Source organism: Actinomadura sp. 9N215, assembly GCF_044326345.1.
GTDB lineage: Bacteria > Actinomycetota > Actinomycetes > Streptosporangiales > Streptosporangiaceae > Spirillospora.
This window is the reverse complement of the sequence record NZ_JBIRBA010000001.1, coordinates 477,641-491,837: the sequence shown is the minus strand read 5'-3', so window position 1 is coordinate 491,837 and position 14,197 is coordinate 477,641. Positions and strand designations below refer to the sequence as shown.

Below are 14,197 nucleotides of genomic sequence, written 5' to 3'. Positions count from 1 at the left end.
CCACGCGGCCGTGGTGACGGTGACCGGCGACGGCCCCCAGGCCCGCCTGGCCGCCCACCTGGTGCCCGCCGCTCCAGGCGAGGGCATCCCCGACGCCGTTGAGCTGCGCGAGTATCTGCGGGCGCGGCTGCCCGCCTTCATGGTCCCGTCGTCGTTCACGGAGCTGGCCGCCCTGCCGCTGACCCCCGGCGGCAAGATCGACCGGGCGGCGCTGCCCGACCCCGACCCGGGCCGTGCCGAGCTCGAAGGGTACGTGCCGCCGTCGACCCCGGCCGAGGAGGTGCTGGCCGGGATCTGGGCCGAGCTGCTCGGCGTGGACCGCGTCGGCGCCGCCGACGACTTCATCGAGCTCGGCGGGCATTCGCTCCTGGCCACGCAGGTGATGTCGCGGATCCGGGAGGTGTTCGGGGCCGAGGTGCCGCTGGCCGCCCTGTTCGACCACCCGACGGTGCGGGGCCTGGCCGAGGTGGTCGAGGGCACCGCGCGGGGCCTGGTGGCGCCGCCGGTGACGGTCGTGCCTCGCGACCGTCCGCTGCCGCTGTCGTTCGCGCAGCAGCGCCTGTGGTTCCTGCAGCAGCTGGAGCCGGAGTCGACCGAGTACAACCTGCTGTTGCCGGTCGAGCTCGGCCTGAACCTGGACGTGGCCGTCCTGGGGTCGGCGCTGGACGCCGTCGTCGCGCGCCACGAGGTACTGCGCACCCGGCTCGTGGCCGGGCCGGACGGAGTGGCGCACCAGGTCATCGACGCGCCCGGGCCGGTGCCGCTCCCGGTGGCCGACGTGTCAGGACTCGACGACCCGCTGCGCGCGGCGCGGGACCTCCTCGCGGCGGACGCCGCCACCCCGTTCGACCTCGCGGCCGCGCCGCCCGTCCGCGCCTGCCTGATCCGGCTCGGCGACGACCCCGGGCATGTGCTGGCGCTGACCATGCACCACGTGGCGTTCGACGAGTGGTCCGCGCGGGTGTTCCAGCGCGAGCTGTCGGCGCTCTACGCGGCGCTGCGGGCCGGTGAGCGGGACCCGCTGCCGCCGCTCGCGGTGCAGTACGCCGACTTCGCCGTGTGGCAGCGGTCGTGGCTGGACGGGGACGTCCTGGACGCCCAGTTCGCCTACTGGCGGGACAAGCTGGCCGATCTGCCGGACCTCGAACTGCCCGCCGACCGGCCCCGTCCGCCGGTGCGGTCCAGCGAGGGCGCGGTGGCGGAGTTCACCGTCGCCGCCGAGGCCGCCGAGCAGCTGCGCGAGGTTGCCCGCGAGAGCGGCGCGACGATGTTCATGACGCTGCTGGCCGGGTTCGCGGTGCTGCTGGGCCGGTACTGCGACACCGACGACGTGGTGGTCGGGACGCCGGTGGCGGGCCGGAACCGGGCGGAGACCGAGGGCCTGATCGGGTTCTTCGTCAACACGCTGGTGATGCGCGCCGACCTGTCCGGCGATCCGACGTTCGCTGAGCTGGTCGGCCGCGTACGCGAGACCGCGCTCGGCGCGTACGCCCACCAGGACCTGCCGTTCGAGCAACTGGTCGACGAGCTCGTCACCGACCGCGACCGCTCCCGCACCCTCCTGTTCCAGGCCTTCTTCAACTACGCCGGAGGAGGAGACGGAGCCGACCGCGACGACCGCGACGACCAACGCGAGCCCAATGCCCCGGACGGGGCCGATGTCCCGGACGGGCACGACACCGACGGGTTCGCGCGCGCCCTCACGCTCGCCGACCTCGACCTCACGCTCAGCGACTCCGGCGAGGGCGGCGGTCTGGCCGGGGCCGTCCAGTACAGCACCGCGCTGTTCGACGCGTCCACGATCGAGCGGCTCGCCGGGCACCTCGGCACCCTGCTGTCCGCGGCCGCGGCGGACGCCCGCGCGCCGCTGTCCGCGCTGCCCGTCCTGCCCGCCGACGAGCGCGCGAGGCTGACGCGGGACTGGAACGACACCGCCGTCACCTGGCCGACCCGCATCGAGGTGCCCGAGCTGATCGCGTCCCACGCGTCGGCCACGCCTGACGCCGTGGCCGTGGTGACCGGTCAGCGGACGCTGACCTACGGCGCCCTGCTGGAGCGGGCCGCGCAGCTCGCCCACCATCTGCGCGCCGCCGGGGTCGGGCCGGAGTCCATCGTCGGGCTCGGCCTGCCGCGCGGGATCGACCTCACGATCGCGGTCCTCGCGATCTGGCAGGCCGGAGGCGCCTTCCTGCCCCTCGACCCGGAGTACCCGGCCGAGCGGCTGGAGTTCATGCTCGCCGACAGCGGCGTCACCGTCCTGGTCGGCCGCCGCGACATGCCCGCCGCGCTGCCCGCCGGCGCCATGGACGCGAGCACGACGGTGCTGCTCGACGACCCGGACGTCCAGCGGCGGCTGTCCGTGCTGCCGACGGAGCCGCCCGCCGCGCCGCCCGCGGTGGACCGGCTGGCGTACGTCATCTACACGTCCGGCTCGACGGGGACGCCGAAGGGCGTCATGATCTCGCACGACGCCCTCGCGAACTACGTGCGGTCCTTCCTCGACCGGTACGCCATGACCGCGGGCGACCGCGTCCTGATGTACTCGTCGCCGAGCACCGACGCCTTCGGGATCGAGCTGTACCCGGGCCTGGCGGCGGGCGGCGCGCTGGTGATCGTCCCGGCGTCCGGCCCGGCGGCGGACATCGCCGGGATGGCCGACACGATGGCCGCCCAGCAGGTGACCCTGCTCGCGACGGTCCCGGCCGTGCTGCGGCTGCTCACCGGCATGCCCGCCCTGGCGGCCTGCACGGCGCTGCGGCAGGTGATCTGCGGCGGCGAGCAGCTCACCGGCGACATCGCCGAGGCCCTGGCGCGGCGGCTGCGGGTGCCGCTCTACAACGTGTACGGGCCGACCGAGGCCACCATCGACGCCACGTCCTACAGCCACGACACGGCCGCCGGACAGGTCGGCGGCGCGCTGCCGATCGGCGGCCCGATCGCCAACACCCGGGCGTACGTGCTGGACCGCAGCCTGAACCCGGCGCCGACCGGCGTCGTCGGGGAACTGTTCATCGGCGGCGCGCAGCTCGCGCGCGGCTATGGCGGACGTCCCGCGCTGACGGCGGAGCGGTTCATCGCCGACCCGTTCGCGGCCGACGGATCGCGGATCTACCGGACCGGCGACCGCGTGCGCTGGCGCGCCGACGGGCACCTGGAGTTCCTGAGCCGGGTCGACGACCAGGTCAAGGTCCGCGGGTACCGGATCGAGCCGGGTGAGGTGGAGACCGTCCTGGCCGCGCACCCAGCGATCCAGGGCGCGGCGGTGGTGGTGGTCGGGGACGAGGCGTCCGCCCGGCTCGCCGCGTACGTCGTGCCCACTCCCGGGGCCGGGGGCGTCCCGGCTCCGGGCGCCCTGCGCGAGTTCGCGGAGCAGCGGCTGCCGGACTTCATGGTGCCGTCGGTGTTCATCGAGCTGGCCGTCCTGCCGCTGACCCCGGCCGGGAAGGTCGACCGCGCCGCGCTGCCGGCGCCGGACACGAGCCGTCCCGAGCTGGACGGCACGTTCGTCGAGCCCGCTACCCCCGCCGAGGAACTGCTGGCGGGGATCTGGGCCGAACTGCTCGAAGTCGACCGGGTCGGCGCGGGCGACGACTTCTTCGCGCTCGGCGGGCATTCGCTGCTGGCCACACAGGTGATGTCGCGGATCCGGGAGGTCTTCGGAGCGGAGGTGCCGCTGGCGGCCCTGTTCGACCATCCCACCGTCCGTGCCCTGGCCGCGGTGATCGAGGGCACCGCGCGGGGCCTGGTGGCGCCGCCGGTGACGGTCGTCACTCGCGACCAGCCGCTGCCGCTGTCGTTCGCGCAGCAGCGCCTGTGGTTCCTCGACCAGCTTCAGCCCGGGTCGGTCGAGTACGTCCTGCCGTCGCCGGTCCACCTGGGACAGGACGTGGACGTTGCCGCGCTGACCGCCGCGCTCAGCGCCGTGGTGGCGAGGCACGAGGTACTGCGGACCCGCCTGGTCGCCGGGCCGGACGGCGTCGCGCACCAGGTCATCGACCCGCCGGGACCGGTGCCGCTGCCCGTGGTGGACGTCTCCGACGCCGCCGACCCGTGGCGGATCGCCGGAGACCTGGTGATGTCGGACGTCGCCGACCCGTTCGACCTGGCGGCCGGGCCGCTGGTCCGGGCCTGCCTGATCCGGCTCGGCGAGACGGGACACGTGCTGGCGCTGACCATGCACCACGTGGTCTTCGACGAGTGGTCCGATCGCATCCTGCGGCGCGATCTCGTCGCGACGTACGAGGCGTCGCTGGCCGGGGAGCCGGACCCGCTGCCGCCGCTGCCCGTCCAGTACGCCGACTTCGCGGCGTGGCAGCGTTCGTGGCTGACCGGCGACGTCCTGGACCAGCAGCTCGGCTACTGGCGGGAGCGGTTGGCCGGGCTGCCGGTGATGGAGCTGCCCATCGACCGTCCTCGTCCGCCGGTGCGTTCAAGTGCGGGCGCGATGGTCGGTTTCACGATCCCCGCGCCGGTCGCGGACGGCCTGCGCGAGATCTCGCGTGAAAGCGGCGCGACGATGTCGATGACGCTCCTGGCCGGATTCTCGGTACTGCTGGGCCGCTACGCCGACACCGACGACGTGGTGATCGGATCTCCGGTCGCGAACCGGAACCGCGCCGAGACCGAGGACCTGATCGGCTTCTTCGTCAACATGCTGGTGATGCGTTCGGACCTGTCCGGGGACCCGACGTTCGCCGAGGTCGTGAGCCGGGTGCGGGAAACGGCACTGGGCGCCTACGCGCACCAGGACCTCCCCTTCGAGCAGCTGGTAGACGCGCTGGTCACCGACCGAGACCGTTCCCGCACCCCCCTGTTCCAAGTTCTATTCGACTACTTCGGCGACGAGGGCTCACACGGCGACGGCGTGGCCGAGGACGGCGCGGCAGAGGACGGCGAGCGGGCCGAAGACCTGGTCGGTGGGCTGGCCAAGTTCGACCTGCGGCTGATCGTGGGCGATGGCGGCTCCGGCGCGCTGACGGGGATGATCGAGTACGCCACGGCGTTGTTCGACCGCGCGACGGTGGAGCGGATGGCCGCGCACTTGAGCACGGTCCTGGTGGCGGTGGCTACGGACGCGTCCCGTCCGCTGTCGGCGGTGCCGCTGCTGAGTGCCGATGAGCGTGTGCAGGTGGCAGAGGCGGGGAACGGCCCGGCTGCGGCGTTGCCTGCGGACGGCCCGGCGGAGTTGTTCCTGGCTCAGGTGGCGGCGTGCCCGGATGCGATCGCGGTGGTGTCCGGTGAGCAGTCGCTGACTTTCGCAGAGCTGGCGGGACGTGCGAGCCGTTTGGCGCACTATCTGCGCGGTGTGGGCGTGGGCCCGGAGACCGTGGTGGGTCTGTGTCTGCCGCGCGGGGCCGACATGGTGACGTCGGTGCTGGCGGTGTGGTTGGCCGGTGGCGCGTATCTGCCGCTGGATCCGGAGTATCCGCCGGAGCGGTCGGCGTACATGCTGTCCGACAGCCGCGTGGCGGTCCTGCTGGGCACCGTCGAGCTGGTCGAGGACCTGCCGGTGCGGCGGGTGCAGACCGTCGGCCTGGACGACCCCATGGTCGCCGCGACGGTGGCCGCGGCCCCCGCAGACCCGCCCGAGCAGTTGGGGGTGGGCCCGGACGGGCTGGCGTATGTGATTTACACGTCTGGGTCGACGGGTCGTCCGAAGGGTGTGCAGGTCACGCGTGGTGGGCTGGTCAACTACGTGAGCTGGGCCGCCGACGCCTACGGCCTGTCTGCGGGTGGTCCGGGCGCGGTGTTGCATTCGTCGTTGTCGTTCGACTTGACGGTGACCAGTCTGGTGGTGCCGCTGGTGACGGGGACGTCCATCGTGATCAGTGCGGGTGGTGACCCCGAGGATCTGGTTGAGGTGGCGCGGAGTGTGGGCGGGTTCGGGCTGGTGAAGGTGGTGCCTGGACACCTGCCACTCCTACGGGAACTGATGCCTCCCCACGAGATCGCGCGACTCGCTCGGCATCTGGTGGTCGGCGGTGAAGCCTTGCCCGGCCCGTATGTGGCCGATTGGCTGACTGACGCGCCCGATTCGGTGGTGGTGAATGAGTATGGCCCGACCGAGACCGTGGTCGGGGTGTCGGTGCATGCGCTAACCGGCGGGCAGGAGGTGCCCGGTCAGGTTCCGATCGGTCGGCCGATCGCCAACACGCGTTTGTATGTGTTGGACGGGTCGATGGGGTTGGTCCCGACCGGGATGGCCGGGGAGTTGTTCATCGGCGGCGCCGGGGTGGCGCGCGGATATGCCGGGCGTCCTGCGTTGACCGCGGAGCGGTTTGTCGCTGATCCGTTCGCGGGTGACGGGTCGCGGCTCTATAAGACGGGTGACCGGGCCCGCTGGGCCGCGTCCGGGGAACTGGAATTCCTCGGCCGTGCGGATGATCAGGTGAAGGTGCGTGGGTATCGGATCGAGCCGGGTGAGGTTGAGGCTGCGCTGGCTGCGCATTCGAGGGTTCAGTCGGCGGTGGTGGCGGTGTTCGGGGACGGGGCTGCGGCCCGGCTGGTGGCTTATCTGGTTCCGGCCGACCGTGCTACGGGGGTTCCTGCGGCGTCGGATTTGCGGGGTCACCTGCAGAGGCGGTTGCCGGAGTTCATGATCCCGTCGGTGTTCACCGAGTTGGCCGAGCTGCCGCTGACGCCCAACGGCAAGATCGACCGGACCGCGCTTCCCGCGCCCGACACCGCTCGTCCTGAGCTGGGCGCGTTCCTGGCGCCGACCGGTGCGATCGAGGAACGGCTCGCCGAGGTCTGGGCAGAGGTGCTGGGCACCGACCGGGTCGGCGCGGAGGACAACTTCTTCGAGCTCGGCGGCCACTCGCTGCTCGCCACCCAGGTGATCTCCCGGGTGCGGGAGGCGTTCGGGGCCGAGGTGACCCTGGCGGCCCTGTTCGACCATCCCACCGTCCGCGCGCTGGCCGAGCTCATCGGGCAGACGTCGGCGGGGCCGGTGGCGCCTTCGGTGGTTCCGGTGAGCCGGGACCAGCGGTTGCCGCTGTCGTTCGGGCAGGAACGGCTCTGGTTCATCGATCAGCTTGAACCCGGGTCGGCGGAGTACAACGTGCCGTCCCCGCTCTGGCTGTCCGGGGCCGTGGACGTCCAGGCGCTCGGCGCGGCGCTGGACGCGGTGGTGGCGCGCCACGAGGTGTTGCGGACACGCCTGGTCGCAGACCAGGACGGCGTCGCATACCAGGCCATCGACCCGCCGGGGCCGGTGCCGCTGCCGGTGGCCGACGTGTCGGGCATGCCCGCCCCGACGGCCGCCGCGCGAGACCTGCTGGCGGCCGATGCGCTGACCCCCTTCGACCTGGCCGCCGGACCGCTGCTCCGCGCCTGCCTGGTCCGGACGGACCTGGACCGCTGCGTGCTGGTGCTGTCCATGCACCACGCGGTCTCCGACGAGTGGTCGAGCCAGATCTTCCGCCGCGACCTTCAGGCCCTGTACCGGGCGTTCCGGGCCGGTGAGCCGGACCCGCTGCCGCCACTGCCGGTGCAGTACGCCGACTTCGCCGTCTGGCAGCGCTCCTGGCTGACCGGCGACGTCCTCGACGAGCAGCTCGCCTACTGGCGGGGGCAGCTGGCCGGTGCGCCCGTCATGGAACTGCCCACCGACCGGCCCCGGCCCCCGGTGCGGTCGAGCGCGGGCGCGGTCACGCACTTCACCGTGCCCGCCTCCGTCGTGGACGGGCTGCGGGACGTCGCCCAGCGCAGCGGCGCGACGATGTTCATGACGCTGCTGGCGGGCGTCGGCGCGGTGCTGGGCCGGTACGCGGGCCTGGACGACGTCGTGGTCGGCTCCCCGGCGGCCAACCGGAGCCAGTCCGAGACCGAGGACCTGATCGGGTTCTTCGTCAACACCCTGGTGCTGCGCACGGACCTGTCCGGCGACCCGTCCTTCACCGAGCTGATGGACCGGGTGCGCGAGACCGCGCTGGACGCCTACGCCCACCAGGACCTGCCGTTCGAGCAGCTCGTCGACGCGCTGGTCACCGACCGGGACCGCTCCCGCACCCCGCTGTTCCAGGTCTTCTTCAACTACCTCCGCGACGACCCCGAGAGCGCGGCGTCCGGAGACGTCGGCGAGCACGGTGCCACCCACGGGCAGGACGACGCGGACCCGTCCTCCAGGACGGTGAAGTTCGACCTGTCGGTGAACCTGGCGGACGTCGGCACCGGCCTGGCCGGATCGATCGAGTACAGCACGGCGCTGTTCGACCCAGCCACGGCCGAGCGGATGGTCGGGCACCTCCTCACCCTGCTTGGCGCGGTGGCGGAGGACGCCGACCGGAACCTGTCGGCGCTGCCGATCCTGACCGCCGCCGAACGGGACCGGATGCTGGCGGCTTGGAACGACACGTCGGCGTCCATCCCCGAGGTCGACGGGGTGCACGAGCTGGTCGCGGCCCAGGCGGCCGCGCGGCCGGACGCCGTGGCGATGGTGGCCGGCGAGGTCGCGCTGACCTACGCGGCGCTGGACGAGCGCGCCGAGCGGCTCGCGAGCCGGCTTCGCGCGCGGGGTGCGGGCCCCGAGTCCGTCGTCGGCCTGTGCCTCGAACGCGGCCTGGACATGGTCGTCGCGATGCTGGCGGTCTGGAAGGCGGGCGCCGCCTACCTGCCGCTCGACCCCGACTACCCGGCCGAGCGGCTGGAGTTCGTCCTGGCCGACAGCGGAGTCCGCGTTCTGGCCGGTCACCGCGCGGTGGCCGGAGACCTCTCCGCGGACACCACGATCTGGCTGGACGACCCGTCAGACGCCTCCGACGAGCCCGTCCGGCCACCGGAGCCGGAGCCGGAGCAGGCCGGGGACGCGGCCCGGCTCGCCTACGTGATCTACACGTCGGGGTCGACCGGGATTCCGAAAGGCGTGCAGGTCACGCAGCGCAACCTGGCGAACTTCCTGGCGTCCATGGCCGGCCGTCCCGGGCTCACCTCCGCCGACGTGCTGCTGGCCGTGACGACGCTGGGCTTCGACATCGCCGGTCTGGAACTGCTGCTGCCGCTGGCCGTGGGCGGCCGGGTCGTCGTGGCGGACCGCGACACGGTCCGCTCTCCCCGGCTGCTGGCGGGGGAGATCGACCGGACCGGCGCCACCGTCATGCAGGCCACGCCGTCGACCTGGCAGATGCTGGTCGCCGACGGCTGGGAGGGGGAGGCGCGCCTGCGGGCCCTGTGCGGCGGCGAGGCGCTTCCCGCCGGACTGGCCCGGGAGATCCAGGCTCGCACCGCCGGCGCGTGGAACATGTACGGGCCCACCGAGACCACGATCTGGTCGACATGCCGTCCCCTGGCGAACGACGGGCCGGTCACTCTCGGGACGCCGATCGGGAACACGCGCGTCTACGTTCTGGACCAGCGGCTCAACCCGGTGCCCGCCGGAGTGGCCGGTGAGCTGTTCATCGGCGGCGACGGGGTGGCGCGCGGGTACGCCGGGCGTCCGGCGCTGACCGCGGAGCGGTTCGTCGCCGATCCGTTTGGCGGCGACGGGTCGCGGCTGTACCGGACGGGCGACATCGTCCGCTGGCGCGCGGACGCGGACGGCGATCTGGAGTACCTCGGACGGGTCGACGACCAGGTCAAGGTGCGCGGGTTCCGGGTCGAGCTCGGCGAGGTGACGGCGGCGCTGGCGGCGCATCCCGGGGTGCGGTCGGCCGCGGTCGCCGCCTGGGGCGAGGCGGGGGACCGGCTCGCCGCCTACCTGGTCCCGGCGGACGAGGAGGCGGGCGTCCCCGCCGCGGGCGACCTCAGGACCTTCCTGCGGCGGAGCCTGCCCGAGTACATGATCCCGTCGGCGTTCACCGAGCTGGCGGCGCTGCCGCTGACGCCCAACGGCAAGATCGACCGGTCCGCGCTGCCGGATCCCGGCACGGGCCGTGCCGAGCCGGGCGTGTTCGTGGCGCCGTCCGGGGCGACGGAGGAACTGCTCGCCGAGATCTGGGCGGGGCTGCTCGACGCCGACCGCGTCGGCGCCGAGGACGACTTCTTCGAGCTGGGCGGGCACTCGCTGCTCGCCACCCAGGCGATCTCCCGGGTCCGGGAGGTGTTCGGGACCGAGGTCCCCCTGGCCGCGCTGTTCGAGCACCCCACGCTGCGGGCGCTGGCCGACGTGATCGACCAGGCCGGGCCGGGCGGGACGGCCCCGCCGATCGTGCCCGTCCCGAGGGACCAGGCGCTGCCGTTGTCGTTCGCGCAGCAGCGCCTGTGGTTCCTGAACCAGTTCGAGCCCTGGTCGGCCGAGTACAACCTGCCGTCGCTGATGCCGCTGCCCGACGCGCTGGACGTCGCCGCCCTGACCGCGGCCCTGACCGCGCTGGTGACCCGGCACGAGGCGCTGCGGACGCGGCTCGTCGCGGGCGCGGACGGCGTCGCGCACCAGGTCATCGACCCGCCGCGACCGGTGCCGCTGCCGGTGGCGGACGTGTCAGGCTACGACGACCCGGTGCGCGCGGCCAGGTACCTGCTGGCGGCGGACGCGGCGGAGCCGTTCGACCTGGCCGCCGGCCCGCTGATCCGCGGCTGCCTGATCCGGATGGCGGGCGCCGGGCACCTGCTGGCGCTGACCGTCCACCACGTGGCGTTCGACGACTGGTCGGACCAGATCCTGCAGCGCGAGCTGACCGTCCTGTACGAGGCGTTCCGGGCGGGCGGGCCCGACCCGCTGCCGCCGCTGCCGGTGCAGTACGCCGACTTCGCGGTGTGGCAGCGGGACTGGCTGACCGGCGACGTCCTGGACCAGCAGCTCGGCTACTGGCGGGACCGGCTCGCCGCGTTGCCGACCCTGGAACTGCCCCTGGACCGGCCGCGTCCGCCGCAGCGGTCCTCGGCGGGCGACGCGGTGCGGTTCGGCATCCCCGGCGAGATCGCGCGGGGGCTGCGGGAGGTGACCCGCGAGGGCGGCGCGACGATGTTCATGACCCTGCTGAGCGCGTACAGCGTCCTGCTGGGCCGGTACGGCGGGCAGGACGACATCGTCGTGGGCACGCCGGTGGCGGGCCGGAACCGGGCCGAGACCGAGGGCCTGATCGGCTTCTTCGTCAACACGCTCGTGCTGCGCGCCGACCTGTCGGGGGACCCGTCCTTCGCGGAGCTGGTCGGCCGGGTGCGGGAGATGGCGCTCGGCGCCTACGCCCACCAGGACCTGCCGTTCGAGCAGCTGGTGGACACGCTCGTCACCGAACGGGACCGGTCACGCACGCCACTGTTCCAGGTGGTGTTCGACTACTACCGGCAGGACGCCCGAGACGTCCGCGCCGTCGCCGCCCCGGCCCCCCACGCCGAACTCGACGGCCCTGACGCAATCGACGGCGGCGGACGCGGCGGCACGATCAGCAGGGCCGGTGCGGCGGACGTCCAGTCCGCCGTGACCGCCAAGTACGACCTGCGGCTCGTCGTGGTCGAGGACGACGACGCCCTCACGGCCACGATCGAATACAGCACGACGCTGTTCGACGCAAGCACGATCGATCGCATGGTGGGACATTTCGGGCTGCTGCTGGCGGGCGTCGTGGAAGGCGCCGAGCGGGTGTCCGGGCTGTCGGTGCTGTCCGAGGGGGAGCGCGCCGAGCTGGTGCAATGGGGCTCGGGCTCGGGCTCTGGCGCGGCCGGGTCGGCGTCTGCCGGCGTCGGCGGGCTGCCCGGGCTGCTGGTCGGGCACGGTCTCGGCGACGGGGACGCCGTCGCGGTGGTGTGCGGGGACGTCCACCTGACGTACGCCGCCTTGCTGGCGCGGGCGTCCCGCCTGGCGCACTACCTGCGCGGACTGGACGTGGGCCGCGAATCGGTCGTCGGCATATGCGTCGATCGCGGCGTGGAGTGGGTCGTGTCGGTCCTCGGAGTGTGGCTGGCGGGGGCGGCGTTCGTGCCGCTCGACCCGGAGTACCCGGTGGGCCGACTGCGGTTCATGCTGGCCGACTCCGGCGCGCGGGTCGTCGTGGGCCACCGGGCCGTGGCCGCCGGACTGGTGGATTCCGCCGAAGGCGGCGCGGTCGACACCGCGGTATGGCTCGACGACCCCGCGGTACGCGCCGACCTGGCCGCGCTCGCGCCGACGCCGCCGGACGCGGTGACGGTCGACCCGGACGCACTCGCGTACGTGATCTACACGTCGGGGTCGACCGGGGTGCCGAAGGGCGTCGAGATCGGGCACGGCGGCCTGGCGAACTTCTCCGTGGCCTGGTGGCCGCTGCTGGGGAGGACGCCGCGCGGGCTGATGCTGGCCCCGTTCAGCTTCGACGCGGCCGTGTGGGAGCTGGTCATGGGGATGTCCGGCGGCGGGACGCTGGTCATCGCGTCCGCGGCCGAGCGGGCCGAGCCGGGCCGCGTCGCGGAGCTGGTGCGGTCCGCGGGCGTCGAGCTGGCGTTCATGGTGCCGTCGCTGCTGCGGGCGCTGGAGCCGGAGGACCTCGCCGGGCTCGGGACGTTGATCACGGGCGCCGAGCGGGTGGAGGCGAACCTGGCGGCGGCGTGGCAGGCGGCCGGGTACCGGCTCATGAACGCGTACGGGCCGACGGAGGCCACGGCGGTGTCGACCGTCGGGCTGGTGGAAGGCGGCGGCGGGGTGCCGCCGATCGGCGGGCCGCTGCCCGGCGTCCGCACGTACGTGGTGGACGGGTCGATGGGCCTCGTCCCGGTCGGCGTGGTCGGCGAGCTGCTGGTGGGCGGCCTCGGCGTGGCGCGCGGGTACAGCGGCCGTCCCGCGCTGTCGGCGGAGCGGTTCGTCGCCGACCCGTTCGCCGGAGACGGCGCGCGCGTGTACCGCACCGGCGACCGGGTGCGCTGGCGCGCGGACGGTCAGCTGGAGTTCGTCGGCCGGGTCGACGACCAGGTGAAGGTGCGCGGCTACCGGATCGAGCCCGCGGAGATCGAGGTCGTGCTCGCGGCCGCCCCGGACGTCGCGGCCGCGGTCGTGGTGGTGTGGGGCGACGGGGACTCGGCGCGGCTGGCGGCCTACCTGGTTCCGTCCGATCCGGCGGAGGGCATTCCCGAGGCGGGCCAGCTGCGCGAGTACCTGCGGGCCCGGCTGCCGGCCTTCATGATCCCGGCCTCCTTCACCGAGCTGGCCGCGCTGCCGCTGTCCCCGACCGGCAAGATCGACCGGGCCGTCCTGCCCGACCCCGGCCTCGGCGACCTGTCGGGCCGGTACGTCGCTCCCCGCACGGACGTGGAGCGGGTGCTGGCCGGGGTCTGGGCCGAGGTGCTGGGCGTGGACCGGGTCGGGGTCGAGGACAACTTCTTCGAGCTCGGCGGGCACTCCCTGCTGGTGACGCAGATCGTGGCCCAGATCCGGGCCGCCGGTCACGACACCAGCGTCGGCGACCTGTTCGACCATCCGACCGTCGCCGGCGTCGCCGCGCGGATCGAGGCGCACATGGCGGAGGCGAGGCTCCGGTCGGCGGTCCGCGTCCGGCGGGGGAACGTCCTCCCGGCCGTGTACGCCGTGCACACGATCACCGGCGAGGTCGCCGCGTACGCCGGGCTGGGCGATCACCTCGGCGAGGGCCAGCAGCTGATCGCCCTCCAGGGACGGGGCCTGACCGGCGACGACCGTCCGCTGGACTCCGTCGAGAGCATGGCGGCGGGCTACCTCGACGAGGTGCTCCAGCTGCAGCCGGACGGGCCGTACATGTTCGTCGCGCAGTCCGGCGGGTGCTACGTCGCCCTGGAGATGGCCCGGCGGGCGGAGGCCGCGGGCAAGGAGGTGGGCGGCGTCTTCCTGCTGGCCCCGGCCTTCGTCGACGGCGGCGACGGCTCGCAGGACCCCGCCGACGCCGGGGAGGACCCCGAGCTCCTGCGCCGGCTCGACGAGGCGATCGAGGCGCCGCCCGGGACGCGGCTCTCCCCATCCGACGAGGACGAGCTGCTGCGCTACCGCGAACCCGACGACAGGATCGCGATCGGCGTCCGCAAGGGCGACAAGCACAGCATGCGGATCATGCGCGCGGTGACCGCCAACGGGCAGGCCTACCTCTCCTACGGGCTGGGCCTGGACCAGCGCCCGCCCTTCGACGGCAGGGTCGTGCTGTTCATGCCGGACGAGGACCCGGACGAGATCCGGCGGCTGACGCTCGACCAGTGGCGGTCCGTGCTCGCGCGGGAGCCGGAGGTCGTGGACGTCCCCGCCGAGCACTCGACCGTGCTCCGCGGCGACAGCGCCCGGGCCATCGGCACCTGGCTGAAGGCGGAGATCACCCGCTGGCAATGA

Annotated in this window: 1 protein-coding gene (only partly in view); it reads left to right on the top strand. The window is 73.7% G+C overall.

Annotation, left to right across the window (positions count from 1 at the left end):
• Positions 1 to 14,197 carry the end of a non-ribosomal peptide synthase/polyketide synthase gene (locus ACH34T_RS02175; RefSeq protein WP_395990196.1) on the top strand. It extends 16,979 nt beyond the left edge of the window, so the window shows 14,197 of its 31,176 coding nt (coding positions 16,980–31,176); the start codon falls outside the window, past its left edge; it ends in the stop codon at positions 14,195 to 14,197.